Genomic DNA, 17,676 nt, shown 5'->3' with positions numbered 1-17,676 from the left:
GGGCTCTAGCCCTCCCGATTGAAAAGAGGTGAAAAGGTACATCATGAGCAATCGTCAATCCTTTAGAAGCCGGTTCGTGCGGGACTTCATGATGAACAAGTATTTGTACATCATGATGATTCCCGTTATTGGATATTATTTAATATTTCATTACGGTCCGATGTACGGCGCAATTATTGCCTTTAAAGATTATTCTCCGATGAAGGGTATTTTGGGGAGTGATTGGGTTGGGCTGAAGCACTTTGAAGAGTTTTTCAACAGTTATTATTTCTTGCGTGTTCTGAAGAACACCCTTCTTATCAGTTTGTACACACTGGTCTTTGAATTCCCCGCACCGATTATTCTGGCGCTGCTAATTAACGAAGTACGCAAGCGCACGTTCAAGCGGGTCGTTCAGACGATAACGTATATGCCTTATTTCATCTCTCTCGTCGTCATATGCGGTATTATTACAGACTTCACGAACGCGGATGGTTTAATCAACCGTCTGATCATAATGCTTGGATATGACGGTCAGGCGATGCTGCAAAAGCCGGAGCTGTTCCGTCCGATCTATGTTCTGTCTGAAATATGGCAGCGGATCGGTTGGGAATCCATTATCTATATTGCTGCGTTAATGAGCATCGACCTGGAGCAGTATGAAGCGGCTAAGATAGACGGAGCGAGCCGTCTCAAGCAAATGTTTCACATTACGCTACCCGGATTGCTGCCTATTATTACGATCATGTTCATTCTCCGGATGGGTAATATGCTGAATGTCGGGTTCGAGAAAATCATTCTCCTTTATAATCCGGTGACCTATGAAACAGCTGACGTAATCTCCTCCTTCGTATATCGAAAGGGATTGTTGGAGTTCGGATGGAGTTACAGCTCGGCAGTTGGTCTATTTAACTCGGTGATCAATCTCGTTCTTCTGATTTCGGCGAACTATATCAGCCGCAGAGTGAGTCAAAACAGCTTATGGTGAGGTGATAACTTTGATTAAGGAAAGCGGTTGGTTTGACCGAATCTTTACGATCTTCAATTATACGTTTCTAATCCTGCTCGTCATCGTCACATTGTATCCACTGCTCTACGTGTTATTTGCGTCCTTAAGTGATTCGGCGCAGCTGTTAGCAAACAAAGGTCTCCTGTGGAAGCCGGTCGGCTTTAGTCTGGAAGCATACAAGAGTGTACTTGCCAATCCAGGTATAGCCACAGGTTTCCGCAATACATTGTTTATTCTTGTGTTCGGCGTTATCGTCAACCTGTTCATGACTGCGCTTGGTGCATATGTGCTATCCCGTAAAAACGTGATGTGGAACAAGGTGTTCATGTTCTTTATCGTGTTCACGATGTTCTTTGGCGGCGGGTTGATTCCACTGTACCTGGTCGTAAAAGGTGTTGGCCTGTTAGATACATTGTGGTCGACCATTCTGCCTTTTGCCATCAGCACGTTTAACCTGATCATCATGCGAACGTCATTTATGGGCATTCCGGACAGCCTGGAAGAGTCGGCCAAGATTGATGGAGCGAATCACTTCACCATTTTGTTCCGTATCATTATTCCGTTGTCCATGCCAGTCATTGCCGTGATGATTCTGTATTACGCGGTCGATAAGTGGAACGGGTGGTTCTATGCATCAGTATTTATCAAAAGCCGAGAACTGTTCCCATTGCAATTGGTGCTGCGTGAGATTCTGATCGCCAATTCTACAGAGAGCATGTCGGCCGGTGCATCGGCTGGGGATCGCTTCCAGATCGGGGAAACCATCAAGTATGCGACGATTATGGTAGCGACGATACCCATCCTGTGCATCTATCCGTTTTTGCAGCGCTTTTTCGTAAAAGGTGTCATGGTTGGTTCATTGAAAGGTTAAATCAGAGTATTGAAGAACGGTAAGGAGGTATGAGGTTACATGAGCGTATTAAATGAAGTGAACAAGGACGTGTGGGATCAGATTAAAAGTAAAGCCGATCAGATGCTTGCAGCCATAGGTGAAAAGTCTCCGCATGTCGCAGGAGCAAATGGCATCTATGACGACATGAGAATCGATTGGTGGACCTCGGGATTCTGGCCGGGCATATTATGGATTGTGTACGATATGACGGGTGATGAGAAATATAAAGAGGCTGCATGGAATTGGGGTGAGCGACTATCGGAACGTTTTCTAGAAAACAACTACTTTGATCACGACGTGGGCTTTCATTTCCTGCCTACGGCTGTCATCAAATACAAGCTCACCGGAGATACCGATGCCGCAAGGCGTGCCTTATTTGCCGCCAACTTTCTGGCTGGCCGCTTCAATACCAAAGGCGGCTTCATCCGGGCTTGGAATGGAGACATGCTGGGCTGGTCGATCATCGATACCATGATGAACCTGTCATTGCTCTTCTGGGCGTCTGAGGAAAGTGGAGATCCTCGTTTCAGCCATATCGCCAAAGCTCATGCGGATATGGTCATGAAGCAATTTGTGCGGGAAGATGGTTCTGTGCATCATATCATTCGATTTGATCCCGAGACAGGTGAACGGGCAGAAGCGATAGGTGGACAGGGAGCGGCGCCGGATTCGGCATGGAGTCGGGGAGCGGCGTGGGCTTTATATGGATTAACGAATACGTATCGTTATACAGAGGACCCGTCATATCTGGATGCTGCACAGCGTGTGGCGAACTTCTTCATTTCCAGCCTGCCCGAGGATAGCGTTCCGCATTGGGATTTCCGTGCTGAGCCCGAAGAAGGGGAGGAGATCCCACGAGACAGCTCCGCTGGTGCCATTGCTGCTTCCGGATTGCTTGAGCTTGCAGATGTTCTTCCTGATCCAGAAGGCAGACTCTATGCCACCGTTGCCAAACGTATCCTGAGTTCCCTGCGGGATCATTATGGAACCTGGGATCTTCCTGAGCACGAAGGTATGCTTCTCGAGGGAACCGGTCATAAACCGGCAGGTCAGAACGTAAACGTCTCGCTCATTTACGGTGACTATTTCTACGTCGAGGCGAGTGCCAAATTAAACGGGTGGAAGCATCGCATTTTCTAAAAAAATACTAAGAATATTTAAAAAACATTCTCAACTTGATACCGAATTGATACCGAATGCCCGATAGACGAAATTAGTCTATTCGGGCTATTTGTGCTTGATTTGACGGGGGAAATCGGTGGTGGCTACCCTTTTTGTCAATCGAATTGAACTTTTTATCTATATCCCAATCGCGCTCTTACCGTTATAATAAATTCCTGATCCAAACATAGATAATCTACGAAGAGTTGGGTGATGAGTTGTTGCTAAACATTCGATATTTGTGGCAAAAACGAGAAAGCATAATTGTAACCTGGCTTGTCTCTTACAGTGCTGTTTTGATTGTGCCGATTCTGATCAGTTTGGTTATTTACATGCAAGCAAATGAGACTTTGAAGAGTGAAATACATCGAGCCAACGATTCTTTATTGAAGCAGATGCGATATACAATCGATACACAAGTTGATCTGATGAAGCGGTTAAACATGGAGATGACGTGGAGCCCAAATCTGCAAACGTTGATGTATTCCAATCAGCCGGCCAAAGAGGCGCCGTATACGGCATACCAACTGGTAAAGGAACTCCGTCTCTATAAAACATCCTACGCATCCATCGATGAATTCTACGTCGTGTGGAAAAAAGATCAATCCATTCTCCGTTCAGGTAATATTCGGGATATGCGAACGGCATTTCATACCATACATAACACAGGTGCAATGTCTTTCGAAGCGTGGCGGGATCAGATTCTGGGTACAGAGACGAATCAATTCGTTATACTACCACATCAGAATGCAGCTCCGGCGGAGTCTTCCATTGCGTACATTACACGTCTGCCTGATGATTTGAATGGTCAGGAGACCGGTACGGTTGTCGTCATGGCGGATACGCGAAGATTCCAGGAAGCAATTGAGAGCATTTCAGGTTTTAGTGATGCCACGCTGCTGATTCTGAACCAGAATAACGAGATTCTGATGAGCAATCATCCGGGGTCAGAGGAATTGAAGCCATTCATGAATGGCAATCAGGTTCAATTGGATAACGCCAAGGTAGGCAAGTCGGAGATGTTCTACATGGATTCTGCGGTATCCGATCTCAAGTACGCATTGATTATTCCCAGCAGCCTATATTGGGAAAAGGCAGTGTATGTCCGCAATTTTACGTATATCAGCATCGTAGTGAGTCTCATTAGCGCGGGTGTACTGACCTGGTTCTTCATGCGCCGGAATTACTCCCCAATCCAACAGCTCGTGGAATCACTAAAAGACAAAAATAGTCAGAACGAACCTGCTGATCGGAACGAACTTCGGTTTATACAGAAGGTCATCATGAACACACGTTCAGAAAAGAATGAGATTGCCCAACAGTTGCAGAAACATCAGCAGGTGCTGCGCTCCAATATGATTAATCGGCTTCTCAAAGGCAAACAGGATACGCTTGTGCCTTATGAAGATGCATTCCGTTCATTCCATATGCCGCTGTATTCAAGTGAATTTGCTGTTATCCTATTTGTTATCGAGAATGAAGAGAATCTCTATGGAAAGCTGCCAGGTATTGATATCAACGAACGAAACAAGCTAATCCATCTCATTATTTCCAATGTGGTTGAAGAACTGGCTTCAGAGCGTCAGCACGTCGGATATGTGGCTGAAGTTGATGATATGATGGTCTGCCTTGTAAATATGAAAGCGGATTCTTCGGATTGGAACCAGGATCTTCATCACATTGCGGCAGAAGCGCAGCGATTCCTGGAACGTTATGATATGGAATTGACGATCTCCATCAGTGGACGCCATACGTCGTGGATTGGTATCGCCGAAGCATACCAGGAAGCTGTAGACGCGATGGAATACAAAATGGTGCTTGGCAAAAAAGGTATCATTACCTATGGCGATGTCCGCAGCGATGCGATGGCGGATGACCCGTTTGGCTACTACTATCCGCTTCAGGTGGAACAGCAGCTTCTTAATTTCATCAAAGCGGGAGATACCGACCAAGCCAGCGCTTATATGAACGAGATTACAGAGCGAAATTTTGATAAACCGATTATGTCGCTCACACTTGCACGTTGCCTGATTTTTAACCTGGTAGGTACAATGATCAAGGCTATCAATGATCTGGGGGACAGGGATAACCATACGCTAACCCAATACCCGCATCGGATTGAGGACATTATTGCTGGGGATACCATTCAGGAGATGCAGGAGGCATTGCAGAACTTGCTTGAGGAGGTATGTTCCTATGCCGCTGACAAACGCGCAACGAATGTATCACAAGAACGTGAGGATTCCCTGCGTCATCTCAGTACCCAAGTCACGCAGTATATTGAGAATAACTATACAGACGTGAATTTGAACGTCAACGCCATTGGTGAACATTTTGAGCTGAAGGGCAGTTACTTGTCCAAACTCTTCAAGAATCAGACTGGTGAGGGTCTGCTGGACTGCATTCATAAGTGCCGAATCCGACAGGCTAAAGAAATGATTGAACATAAACAAGAATCCATTACAGAAATATCCCGAATGGTCGGGTATAACGATGCAGCAACTTTCATCCGGGTATTCAAGAAATACGAAGGCATTACGCCAGGTAAATATAAAGAAATCAGTTGATTGATTTGAAAGGAGACCGGAACATGAACGTAAAGAGGAAGTTGGCATTCATAGCAAAGTTGACAGGATTCATCCTACTGCTTGGCATGCTGACTGCTTGCGATCAGAACGGGACAGATTCGGATGCCAAGCTGGATGAACGTTCCGGCTCATCAGAGTACCAGACCGTCTCAATTGCTTCACCCAATGACGATGGAAAATTAACCTACTGGGCAGAATTGAATGGCAATGCAGCAAGCATTAAGTCCAGCTTCAATGAAGTTCCTTTTTTTCAGGAGTGGCAGCGGAGAACCGGAGTCAACCTTCAATTCATCCGGCCTCCAGCCAATCAGGCCAAAGAAGCGATTAATGTGCTGCTTACGTCCGGAGAACTGCCGGATATGATTGAATACGAGTGGAGCAATTATCCCGGTGGGCCGGAGAAAGCGATCAAAGACGGATATATTCTGAGATTAAACGATGTTATTGATCAATACGCACCTCATCTGAAGCAGTACCTGACGGAGCATCCAGACATTGATATGCAGATTCGCACAGCGAACGGAAGTTATTACGCGTTTCCTTTTATTCAGGGAGATGATAAGCTGCGAACCTATCAAGGGCCGATTATCCGAAAGGACTGGCTGGATGAACTTGGACTTGATGTGCCAACAACGATTGACGAATGGCATACGATGCTTCAGGCATTTAAGGACAAAAAGGGAGCTGACGCCCCGCTTACTTTCCTAGGTGTTCCGAATCCGTTGTTTGGTATAGAAGGCGGCGCTTTTATTGGCGCTTTTGGGATTAAAAAGGGGTTCTACGTGGAAGATGGCCACATTAAGTTTGGGGCACAAGAACCTGAATATAAGGCGTTTCTATCCTTATTTCGTGAATGGTATGCGGAGGGACTCATTGACAAGAATCTAGCTGCCGTTGATTCGGAGACTCAGGATACAAACATGACCACAGGACGCAGCGGCGCGAGTATCTGGAATGCAGGGGCGGGGATTGGTACATGGTTACCCATCTTGCAGGAGACGGATCCCCATGCAAAGCTTGTGCCAGCGCCATATCCTGTCATGAACAAAGGAGATCGCCCGAAATTTGGTCAACTTGCTCCCGCGATCGGTTCCAGTGGAGTCGCCATATCCAGCAACAGTCATCATGTAGAAGAAGCAGCACGGATGTTGGACTACGGGTATGGGCCTGAGGGACATTTACTGTTCAACTTTGGTATTGAAGGTGTTAGTTTTAAGATGAAGGACGGGTATCCGACGTATACCGAGACTATTTTGAAAAACCCTGATAAGTGGTCGCCGGCGCAAGCGCTTGCGATGTACACGAGAGCGAGTTATTTCGGTCCATTTGTACAGGATACGCGATATATGGAACAATATTATATTTTGCCGGAACAGAAAGAGGCGGTGCAGTTATGGTCCAGTACAGATGCTGTTCTGCATCAGGTACCTACTCTGCCCAAAACCGAGAAAGAAAGCACGGAGATGTCAGTCATCATGCAGGAAGTGAACAAAGTAGTGGACGAGATGTCGCTTAAAATCATTTTTGGCATTGAGCCGTTGGATGCATTCGATACGTATGTCGAGCAAATCAAGTCATTACAGATTGATCGTGCGATTGAGATTCAACAACAGGCGTTAGAGCGATATAATCGCGCTGTATCCTCTAAATAAATCCTTATATTGTATAAAATGGGCATTGAAGTGTCGTTTTTGTTGATGTAATTTCGTTCCCTCGTGCTCTACAATCGGTTATGACATGCTGAGTTGGCATGCACATGACTCTTGCTTGAGCAGGATCGGAGGTGACTATAGGGTTTCTTGAAACCGCTCACATACTCTGAAATCCAAAAGGAGGAGAACGAAAGCATGCGTAGAAAGTGGCCTTTTTTATTGTTGGCATTTACGTTGACCGTTGGATTGTCTGTACCCGGAACCCAGGAGGTTCGAGCGTCAGAGGAGCCATCTATTGATCTTGCGGGTGAGAATCTATCTCTGGGTACGGATGGCAGAAGCAGACTCTATCCAAACGATTGGTATCCAGGATTTAAAGATGAACAGGGAAGGTTTCTGCATGACTTTTCGTATGCCGGTTATAAGCGCGGGGAAACAGAGCTACCTAAAACGCCTAAAAACAAACGTATCGACGTTACCAAATCACCTTATTTTGCCGATCCTTCAGGGGGCCGTGACGCAACACAGGCTATTCAAAAGGCAATTGATGCTGCTGTTGCGTTAGGCGGGGGTGTCGTGTATCTTCCCAAGGGTACATATCAGGTTAACCCTCAGGATGGCAAGGATTATTCACTAAACATTCCTGCAAGTCGTGTGGTCCTGAAAGGTGACGGGATGAACAAGACTCATATCTATAATGCACAGCAAAATATGAAAAACAAGGATATTATCCGAATCGGTAACGGAGATTGGAAGAAAACCGGAATTTCTACGAAACTTCGCAAGTCGGTTACTGATCCAACCGTCCTGCTACCCGTTGAGGACACAAGCGGGTTTGCGGTGAATGATTACGTGGTCATTTCATTCGAAACGACGCCGGGTTTCTTACGTGAACTTGGCATGCAAAACAAGTGGTCGTCCCGTCTCGGGAAAGTAGAACCGTTATTCTATCGCCAAATCTTGGGCGTAGATTCAGAGAACAAAACGATTACGCTAGACATTCCAACGCGTTATCCAATGAAGCTCCGCGATGATATTACGATTAGTCAGACCGCAGATCCGATTGTCGAAGTAGGTTTGGAGGATTTCTCGATTGCAAACATTCAAAATGCAAAGTCAGGGCTTGGTGAAGACGACTTCAAAGTCGTTGGGACAGCTGGGTATGAAGCCGATAATGCCAAAGCGGTCAATGTGATTGCAGTGGCGAACAGCTGGATTCGAAATATTAACACCTATAAGCCAGCTGGCAATACAGATTACCATCTGCTATCCAAAGGGATTATTCTGGATCGTACAAAGAACGTCACAGTGGATCATGTAACCATGCAGTACCCGCAGTATCGTGGGGCAAATGGGAACGGTTATTTATATCAATTTATTGGCAATGATAATCTCATTAAGAATAGTAAGGCAATAGGAGCTAGACATAGCTTCACATATGCCAACTTCTCTGCGAACGGGAATGTCCTGCAAGGTTCGTATTCTGAGAAACCTTCATTATTAACTGATTTTCATATGTATTTAAGCATGGCAAACCTGATCGACAACCTGGTAGTTAACGGAGACGGGATCTCTGCCATTACACGTGATTATGGATCATCCGAAACGAATCGTCATGGGGTGGTAACCACTGAAAGTGTGTTCTGGAATACGACAGGTCAGGCGGCACACCCTAGTAAATCCGGTGTTATTGTAGAATCAGAACAATTCGGGAATGGATATGTCATTGGAACCAAAGGAAAGGACACCGGCGTGAACGTCAACATTGTCGGTTCCATTCCGGATGCGAATACGCAGCCATTTGATATGGCGGAAGGCATTGGTGAGGGCGATCGTTTATCCCCGCAAAGTTTATATCAGGATCAGAGCAAGAAACGAATCAAAGATCTTCATCTGGGGCTTCAATCCCTGTTGGTGAATAGCGAAGCTATAGGGGGTATGCAGTTCTTAAGAACGGATTACGTTCATACTTTGCCTTATGGCACAACCGAAACGCCGATCATCTCTGCAAAAGCTTATGCCAAGGATGCAAAGGTTAAAATTAAGCAACCGCAAGGGACTAATGGAACCGGAGAGATCACTGTATCGTATCGGGGTCACAACCAGAACATAAGAGTGAAGTTTAAGGTAGCTGATACACCCGTACTTCCAGAGAATATCTCCATAAGTCCCAATAAAGCAGTACCCGGCTGGAGAGTCGCAGGTAATGCAATCAGCGCAGGCGGAAGCGGAGAATTATCCTCGTTTCTAACATTAGATAATGGAGAGATCGTAAACATTGCAGAATTGAATGTTCCTGTAACGTACACATCAAGTGATGATACGATAGGATATACTGAAGGAACTACATTCCATGCGGTAAAAGCAGGAAAGGTCGACATCGTCGTGAGCTGCGTCTTTAATGGCGTAACGGTCGAGGCACAGGAGAAATTTGAGGTCAAAGAACCTATGGTCGAACCGGAAGGACCGTTCGCCGTTGTAACCAAAGTTACGGCAAGTGCAGATGATGGCAATCTGCCGATCCATACGATTGATCGTGATCCAGACTCCAGATGGTCTGCAGATGGAAAGGGACAATACCTGCAGTTGGAGCTTGAGCAACAGACTCAAGTAGGGCAGGTAAGCATTCAATTCTATAATGGGCATACGCGATCCAATTATTTTGATTTGGAGATATCAACTGATGGTATTAATTACCAAAAAGTATTAAGTAATGTGGCCAGTAAAAAACAGGCTGCCTATGAAACATTTGAATTTGAACCGATTCAGGCCAAATTCATTCGTTATATCGGGCAAGGCAACGAATCCAATACCTGGAACAGCATTATTGAATTTTGGGTACACGAGAATTAAAAATGACGTAGGATAAAATTAAAGAAATTTAGAGAGTCAAATATAATATGCGCTCATTATAAAGCTGGAATGAGTGCATATTATATTTAAGATAACTGAGTTGTGTGATACGACAATTATAATATGTGGGATCACATATTTATCCATACGAAATTAAAAATATCTCGGGGGTTATAAAAAGAAAAAGGCACATTTATCCATGGGATGTAAGTGTAAGTGAGTTGATTATGGAATCATCAGTTAACTGATGATAATTGATTGGGTGCAATGTTAGGTTCGTTTGAATTATAACAACTGTTTCACAAAACTCGTATTTTGTACATATGTCTATTAAGTCGTTTTTACATTCGATGTCGAGCCACCTGATGTCGGATATTCTCAATTTCCTTCCAAATAGGAACACTAATTTCTTTACTTCTCTTCCCTGCGATCTCCATCCAAGCACAAAAGAAATTTTCACAGAACTGTAAGACTAGTTTTTCAAGAATCCAGGAAAGCCCCCTATATCAATACTTCTACGGATTTTCATTTGATAATTGACGACCTGATCAGAGAAATACTCCAAAAGCTCCCTGATTAGAAGTGGCGCTACATCAGAAATCAAGCTTGTTCTTAAACAATTAAAGCCGTAGAAATTCTCCTCCTTTAAAAGAGATTTCCTCCAAAAAACATAAGCATATGCATAGGGACAAATTTCAGGGAATCCAAACGTTTCATTCGGCTTTCTAAGGTCCATCAATTGAGTTATGCAATGTTGATGAGACTTAAGTGAACTCTGAAATAATCGGTCTATAACTTGTTGAACAGCATTAGAAGTGATTTGCAGTAGATCTTTTTGGAAGCGGATTCTTCTGAAATCAAAACTTTTATCTCTTCAGAGGTTCATCCTTAACTAAACGCTTTAAATTGCAATGTTGTGCATGAATAAACCATTTGGAATGCATATTTGATATCTTCATGTTTGCCTGGTTTGATTGAACCCAACGAAGGACAGCCGGATTCATTTGGTCAGGCCCTCTCCATTCGTTCCAGCTGGATATATGAAAAGTAGCAAAGGCATTCCCCCCTTGTTTTGCGCTAATTTCTTTCGATTCATTATTACTACTCCTGCCAACATTGCTCTTACCACTTGAAATAATTCCTCTTAATATTTCTTTCTCTACGGCTCCGATTTCAGCTTGCTTATCGAATTGTAGATGCCTATAGCTGTTGTGCCATACTTGTAATATATCTATTATGTGAGAATCAGAATGTTCTCCGTTCTCAGTCATTACGGTAAAGCCTTCTACTCTACATACATATGGTGCTAAGCGGTTGGCCTTTTCACTTTAAGCTTTTAAGGAACCTCTCTTGCTACCATATAATTAGCAATTTGCCTAATCAGTAATAGCACAATGTTATTGATTCTTTTCGGCAATTCGTGCAAATTGTTGTCATCAACTCGGGACAAGAACTTGTACTGATAAAACAATAAAAGCCGCTAAACTAGCGACTTTCAAAGGGATCATTCTGTTGTCCCCCGTTTTGAGCATTCTACAGAATTCAACGTGTTCATTTCTTATTATACACAATAAATTAAAAAATCTTTTTTCTCCATAGTGTTAATCCGATCCAGATAACAAAAATTAAGGCTATTATAAGCGTAACAATCCAAGAGAGGGGATCCTGATCAGCAATAGGTAAGGTAACATTCATTCCAAAGAAACTAAATACAAGCGTAGGTAGAGTTAAAAAAACTGTAAAAAGCGTAAGAGTTTTCATCGTATTATTCAATTCATTAGATATTAGCGAAGAATATGACCCCGTTATACTATCCAAAATTCTTGTGTATAATTCTGTAGTTTCTATTCCCTGATTAATTTCAATTCTTACATCTTCCAGAAGATCGATATCATCTTCGTATAATTTTATGGAATGGGTACGAAATAGTTTGGTAATAACACCTGAATTCGCTTTTAATGATGTGAGGAAATAAACTAAACTTTTTTCAATATCCATTAAGTCATAAAGTTGCTTATTCGTTAATGAATTACGCAATTGACTCTCTATTTTAAGACGTTGTTTATTGAGCAGTTTTAATTTTTCTATATACTGAGTTGAAATTAATAATAATACCTCTAATGCAAAACGATTCTTCATCGATGTGTTAACGTTTTTTTTAATGATATGTTCTAAAAAATTATTCGATTGATTACAAACCGTAACAATGTAATCCTTTCCTATAATTATGCCAATAGGAATAGTAATATAAGAATCAAATTGATCGTTATTAACATCAATAGTTGGAAAATCATTGATAATTAATGTACAATTCGTATCTTCATCATATTGAATCCGGGCACTTTCTTCTAAGTCCAATGAATCTTCTAAAAACTCCATTGGGATATTATATAGTTGAGATACTTCTTTAAGTTCTGTTTTTGAAGGTGAAGTAATATTAATCCAGCTGTTCTTTTCGAAGTTATCTCTTACTTCCAGAAGTCCATCACGAGAGGATTTATAGGTAATCAGCATTATAAATCACTCCTTTCAATTCTCAATCTAAATTTACGTTAACCTAATGCCACATCGAGGATCATCATCAATACAAAACCAACTATTACATTCATAGTTGCCAAATCCTCATTCCCTTTTTCTTGTGAGCTTGGTATCACTTCTTCAGCTACAACAATTATCATTGCTCCAGCTACAAAGCTCAATGCATAAGGTAATAATGGTTCAATGATTCCAATGGCAACTGCACCAATGACTTCAGCTATAGGTTTGACCATACCTGAAAATTGACTGTAGAAAAAGGTTTTTTCTGCGAGACATCCTTTCACCTCTTAAAGGCAGGTACCTGCTAGAGAAGCTTCGTTTCTGCCATTTGCAAGTGCACCGAAAGTAATCCCGACTGCAAACCCCTCTGTGATATTATGAAGGGTGATAGCGAGGACTAACAATGTACTTCTTTTTCTTTCTTTAGGACGAAACTCTTCCGCTTCTCCATCAATGCTTGTGTTATAGGATTAAAATTCCGAAAAAAATTAATCACAAGCAAGGTATATATTGGGCATATTATATCCAGGTAATAGGCCATTCATTCTCCAAGAGGCACTGGTCGTCGTTCGGAACCCAAAACCTGGTCTGGCGATTCTTTAACAGAAAATTCAGATATCGGGATAGTGCGTGAGCTCTTCACTTACTTCTAAATACCTGCCGATATGAAGCACCTTTTCTATTCTAGTATTTACCATTTCGTCAACTGGAATTTCATTTAAATGAATGAGTTGTTTATGAATATATTTCTTAATGATATCAGCTTGGCCTTCAAAATCTTTATGAGCCCCGCCTCTTGGTTCGGGAATAATCTCATCAATTATTCCGTACTCCATTAGATCGTTTGAAGTGATTTTTAAAGCTTCAGTGACTTCTGAAACCCTCCCAGCATCCTTCAATAATATGGACGCAGCAGCATTTGGAGACGCCACAGCATACACTGCATTTTCCAGCATTAACAATCTATCTCCAACACCTAAGGCTAAAGCACCTCCGCTTCCTCCCTCTCCAATGACAATACATATGATTGGAACCTTTAATTTCGACATTTCCAGAAGATTTATTGCTATTGCACCAGATTGCCCTCTCTCTTCAGCAGCCATCCCAGGATACGCACCAGGCGTATCAATAAACGTAATAATAGGTCGTTTGAATTTCTCAGCTTGTTTCATTAATCTTAAAGCTTTTCGGTATCCTTCCGGATGGGGCATACCAAAATTCCGTTTTAAATTATCTTTCATATCTTTACCTTTTTGATGACCAACTACGGTAACTGTAGTTCCATTAAATCTAGCCAAACCGCCAACAATAGCATCATCATCACCATATAATCGATCACCATGTAATTCAATAAATTTATCAAATATTTGATCAAAATAATCTAAAGCCGCTGGTCTCATTGGATGTCTAGCCATCTGCAACTTTTCATAGGCCGATAAACCAGTGTACATCTCTTCTTCAATCTGGTTATAACGTTCTTCTAACCTTTGAACTTCTTCCGTTAAATCATAATTTATATCTAAAGCAAATGATTTAAGTTCATTAATCTGTCTTTTTAATTCGTTTAATGACCCTTCAAAGGGCAGTTCATATGACATAATTAAACACCTCGTATGATCTTGGCTGTTGGATAAATTAAGGTTTTGTTGTGTCGTTTGAATTTAGATGCAAATCGATGATATCTATTATCATATTTCTTAGATTTTTCCGATTAATAACACCATCGATTTGACCATGATTGAGATAAAATTCAGCGGATTGGAAGTTTGCTGGAAGTTTCTGTTGGATGGTTTGCTCAATTACGATCCGTCCTGCAAACCCAAATGTAGCCCCAGTTTCAGCAAAGATATAATCACCCAGCATCGCAAAACTAGCAGAAACCCCACCAAACGTTTGATCTGTAATAATGGAAATGTATAGTCCACCTGAATCGCTAAACCGACCAATTGCTGCGCTTGTTTTTGCCATTTGCATTAAACTGAAAATGCTTTCCTGCATTCGAGCTCCACCCGAAGTGGAAAAAATAATTAATGGAACATTTAACTCCATGGCTCTATTTATAGCTCTAACAATTTTTTCTCCTACTACAGAACCCATCGTGCCTGTAAAAAAGTCATAACTTAGCAAAGCGATAACCACAGGGAAACTTCCAAGTTCCCCTTCGCCCGTTATAATTGCTTCGTTCAACCCAGAAGATTGTTTTGCTTTAATAAGTTTCTCCTTATACCCCACAAAATTAAGCGGATCATCAGAGGTCAAACCACTATCAAATTCACGTAATGTACCATCATCCAAAAAAAGTGATATTCTTTCTCGGGCAGTTAAACGAAAATGATAGCTGCAAGAGCTGCACACATTTAAATTCTTCTCCAAATCCTTGGTATAAAGAATAGCATTACATTTCGGACACTTTTTCATTAGCCCCTTAGGAATACCACTCTCTATTTCTCTTTTACTCTCTTGACGTTGTGGTACAACAGCATAATTTTTTTTATTAGTTATAAAATTTCTGAATGAAATGATACTCACCTCACTAGTTGGACTTCTTATTTCGTCAGCTTCGTTTCTTATATGTGATGTAGAATTTTATTAGTTTATGTTTTATTAATATGTTCTCTGTACTCGCCATTAATGTGAACTCATGATAACAGACACCCTGTTGTTTATTTTACTTCAAAAGTATAATTTAAGATTAGGTTCTCTTCAATGATCAAAAATGTCCGATGTGTTGCTAATGGAACACCTTTAATAAAGTACTATACCTGCAATAAACGTACATTTTCATTCCATAATTGAATAACGGTTTTTTTATGTGACCCCATTAATCAAATTTTACAAATCAATAAAGTCGATTCCTTTACACACTAGGAATCGACTTTTTATTAGCTTTTAAAGGGTCTTTAACGGCTGTAGGAAGGTAAATCTATAGCACTTTTACTTACGACCAAGTGCAATACCATAGGTGTTTCGTTTAATCCCAGTGAGTCCGGTCAGCGGAATTCACCGAAGGGACTTAGGGTTTTAACTACTCTTTCGAAGGAATCACCGGTACCAAAAGGAAAGAATCGTACTTCCCACCGACATGGATAGAATGAGCTCCTTGGTTCACTGTATCGGTGTGCCCATAACCTCTTGAACCTGTGGGATTGTCATCGATAATGATGTCGCTGCCTTTGATAACCAGCACCACACTCTCTCCACTTTTGAGGAAGACACTTGAAGGCAATATTTCAATTTCTACCGGCACGATTTCACCTTTCGTAAGCTTCAATAATCTCTTGTGCTTCAGTACAGGTTGATAAGGCGTAGATTTCACAGGATCCAGCTCTCTATGGGAAACCCTTAGCCATCCGCTAGCCACCTGACCATTTTCAAGGTGGTTAAAGTCAGGTAAGAATACTTCATTACCCCGTCTGTCGAATTTCTTAATGCCGACAAAAAGATCCATATCATCTGTATCATCGGTGGAGACCCAGAGCTTGAGCTTCATATTTCCGGTGAGCTCCATGTCCTTGTTGGCGGTAAATGTAAACCGTAAATCACTGTTTGCAGTCTGACCAGGCTCGGCATTATAGGTAAGTGTGGCTTCATTTTGAACAGGAGCCTGCTGCAGGGACATTTCTTCCCCATTCAGATAATATTCGGAATATACGGTTTGAGGGATCGGCCATTCATTCGCAGTGCGAATGTGTCCATTATAAAATTTCTCTCTGACCTCATAGCGCACCCGAGGCGTATCCATCCAATCATTCTCCATGCCTTTCAGGAAATAATCGAAGAACTCCTTCTGCTGTTCCAGCGATTCGCGCAAATAGTAGGTTTCCCATTCCTTGCGGCCATGAACCAGCAGCCACTTATCTTTGGATGAAGACTGTTTAAAGCCTTCAAAGGTTCCGCGGTTATGCAAACCTTGAGTGGACCAGCTGGCGCAAACAAACATGGGTACCTTGATATCGGACAATTTGACTTCTCTTTCCTCCCAGTGCTCATCGAGTAATGGATGCGCTTTTTGCTCCGCTACCATTGCTTCTATGTTATTATTTGGCCACCGGGTATGCTGCAACTTCTCGAAATCAGCTGAGAATACCGTCTCCGGTATGCCACCGTGGAAGTACCATTCCCGGTACAGATCAGAAGTCCCTTCCCACGGAATGATTGCTTTCAGATGAGGTGGATTCATAGCCGCTACCCGCCATTGAGTCATGGCCAGATAGGACACCCCGTTTAGTCCCACATTGCCATCGCTCCACTCCTGAACGCCAGCCCATTCGATGACTTCATAATAATCTTGAGTTTCCGTTTTCGTCCAAGGATAGAGATCGCCTTCCGAATTGGAACTGCCTCGCGTTGCGATTTTAATCAAAATATAATCGTTTGGCACCCAAAAACCAGGATCAGGTGACTCAAATGGCGCATAGAGAGAAGTCACGATCGTACCAACTGTCGGCCAGACTTGACGAAAAGTTTCATACGGAGGCAAACCGTCCTTATTATATGGATCCATGCTCATGACCACTGGAAACTTACCAGGTTTATTCGGACGGAAAACATTGACGTATATTGTGACCCCATCCCGCATTTTGATGGGAACATCTTTTTCCATGATTACCTCTTGATTTCCAAAATGCGCAGTAGTCATCACTATTTTGTTCAAACCTGGTTTAGTCTCACTAGGATGCGTCGGTTTCAGATCAGGACGGCCCAGAAATTTATTCATATCGATTACTTCCTTCCATAACAAATGATTTATTGTAAGGTCTACTAGCTCATTATCAGTATCTCCGACTTTGTGTTTAATACGACTTATTTGAAGCCTTATTTTAATGCGTACTTCACATTAAAATGTTTTTGTATCGCCTCCTCAATTTTAAGTTATAATAAATAAAGGACAACCTGTTGTTTATTACAATTCAAAGTATAAAATAGGACTAGATTCTGTTCAATAATCAAAAACGAACAATGTGTTGGTAATGGAACACCTTTAATCAATGTGTTGGATAAAAT

Annotated in this window: 11 protein-coding genes and 1 pseudogene; 6 read left to right on the top strand and 6 right to left on the bottom strand. The window is 42.2% G+C overall.

What is annotated here, in order from left to right:
- Positions 1 to 43: 43 nt before the first annotated feature.
- From MHB84_RS27950 to MHB84_RS27925, 6 genes are all read left to right on the top strand, one after another.
- Entirely contained in the window at positions 44 to 967 is a 924-nt protein-coding gene (locus tag MHB84_RS27950) for an ABC transporter permease (RefSeq protein ID WP_076288708.1), read from the top strand.
- 10 nt (positions 968 to 977) lie between these two features.
- On the top strand, positions 978 to 1,859 hold the full coding sequence (locus tag MHB84_RS27945) for a carbohydrate ABC transporter permease (protein ID WP_063563855.1): 882 nt from the start codon (positions 978 to 980) through the stop codon (positions 1,857 to 1,859).
- A gap of 102 nt (positions 1,860 to 1,961) precedes the next feature.
- Positions 1,962 to 3,020 (top strand): glycoside hydrolase family 88 protein, encoded by a 1,059-nt coding sequence (locus MHB84_RS27940; protein WP_445322141.1) that lies wholly within the window; start codon positions 1,962 to 1,964, stop codon positions 3,018 to 3,020.
- A 260-nt stretch (positions 3,021 to 3,280) separates the two neighbouring features.
- A complete protein-coding gene (locus MHB84_RS27935) occupies positions 3,281 to 5,608 on the top strand; it encodes a helix-turn-helix domain-containing protein (RefSeq protein WP_246318162.1) in 2,328 nt (775 codons plus the stop codon).
- A 23-nt stretch (positions 5,609 to 5,631) separates the two neighbouring features.
- The gene (locus MHB84_RS27930; protein ID WP_076288710.1) at positions 5,632 to 7,281 is read left to right on the top strand and encodes an extracellular solute-binding protein; all 1,650 of its coding nucleotides are present in this window, start codon (positions 5,632 to 5,634) and stop codon (positions 7,279 to 7,281) included.
- A 195-nt stretch (positions 7,282 to 7,476) separates the two neighbouring features.
- Complete coding sequence (locus MHB84_RS27925; RefSeq protein WP_076288711.1) at positions 7,477 to 10,134, top strand: discoidin domain-containing protein; 2,658 nt, start codon at positions 7,477 to 7,479, stop codon at positions 10,132 to 10,134.
- A gap of 866 nt (positions 10,135 to 11,000) precedes the next feature.
- On the opposite strand, the gene MHB84_RS27920 is transcribed toward MHB84_RS27925, so the two are convergent.
- From MHB84_RS27920 to MHB84_RS27895, 6 genes and pseudogenes are all read right to left on the bottom strand, one after another.
- Entirely contained in the window at positions 11,001 to 11,405 is a 405-nt protein-coding gene (locus MHB84_RS27920) for a hypothetical protein (RefSeq protein ID WP_076288712.1), read from the bottom strand.
- A gap of 304 nt (positions 11,406 to 11,709) precedes the next feature.
- The gene (locus MHB84_RS27915) at positions 11,710 to 12,648 is read right to left on the bottom strand and encodes a magnesium transporter CorA family protein (RefSeq protein ID WP_076288713.1); all 939 of its coding nucleotides are present in this window, start codon (positions 12,646 to 12,648) and stop codon (positions 11,710 to 11,712) included.
- Between the two features lie 38 nt (positions 12,649 to 12,686).
- Positions 12,687 to 13,121, bottom strand: a pseudogene (locus MHB84_RS31465) (ZIP family metal transporter); the annotation flags it as partial.
- Between the two features lie 162 nt (positions 13,122 to 13,283).
- On the bottom strand, positions 13,284 to 14,270 hold the full coding sequence (locus MHB84_RS27905; RefSeq protein WP_076288715.1) for an acetyl-CoA carboxylase carboxyltransferase subunit alpha: 987 nt from the start codon (positions 14,268 to 14,270) through the stop codon (positions 13,284 to 13,286).
- A 37-nt stretch (positions 14,271 to 14,307) separates the two neighbouring features.
- Positions 14,308 to 15,201, bottom strand: coding sequence for an acetyl-CoA carboxylase, carboxyltransferase subunit beta (gene accD, locus MHB84_RS27900; protein ID WP_256716785.1), 894 nt, complete (start codon positions 15,199 to 15,201; stop codon positions 14,308 to 14,310).
- A 496-nt stretch (positions 15,202 to 15,697) separates the two neighbouring features.
- Positions 15,698 to 17,389, bottom strand: a complete 1,692-nt coding sequence (locus MHB84_RS27895; RefSeq protein WP_076288716.1) for a CocE/NonD family hydrolase — start codon at positions 17,387 to 17,389, stop codon at positions 15,698 to 15,700.
- Positions 17,390 to 17,676: the final 287 nt, after the last annotated feature.

This window comes from Paenibacillus sp. FSL F4-0087, assembly GCF_038020215.1.
GTDB classification, from domain to species: domain Bacteria; phylum Bacillota; class Bacilli; order Paenibacillales; family Paenibacillaceae; genus Paenibacillus; species Paenibacillus taichungensis.
Note: the sequence above shows the minus strand (reverse complement) of the source record. Positions and strands in the feature narration are given on the sequence as shown.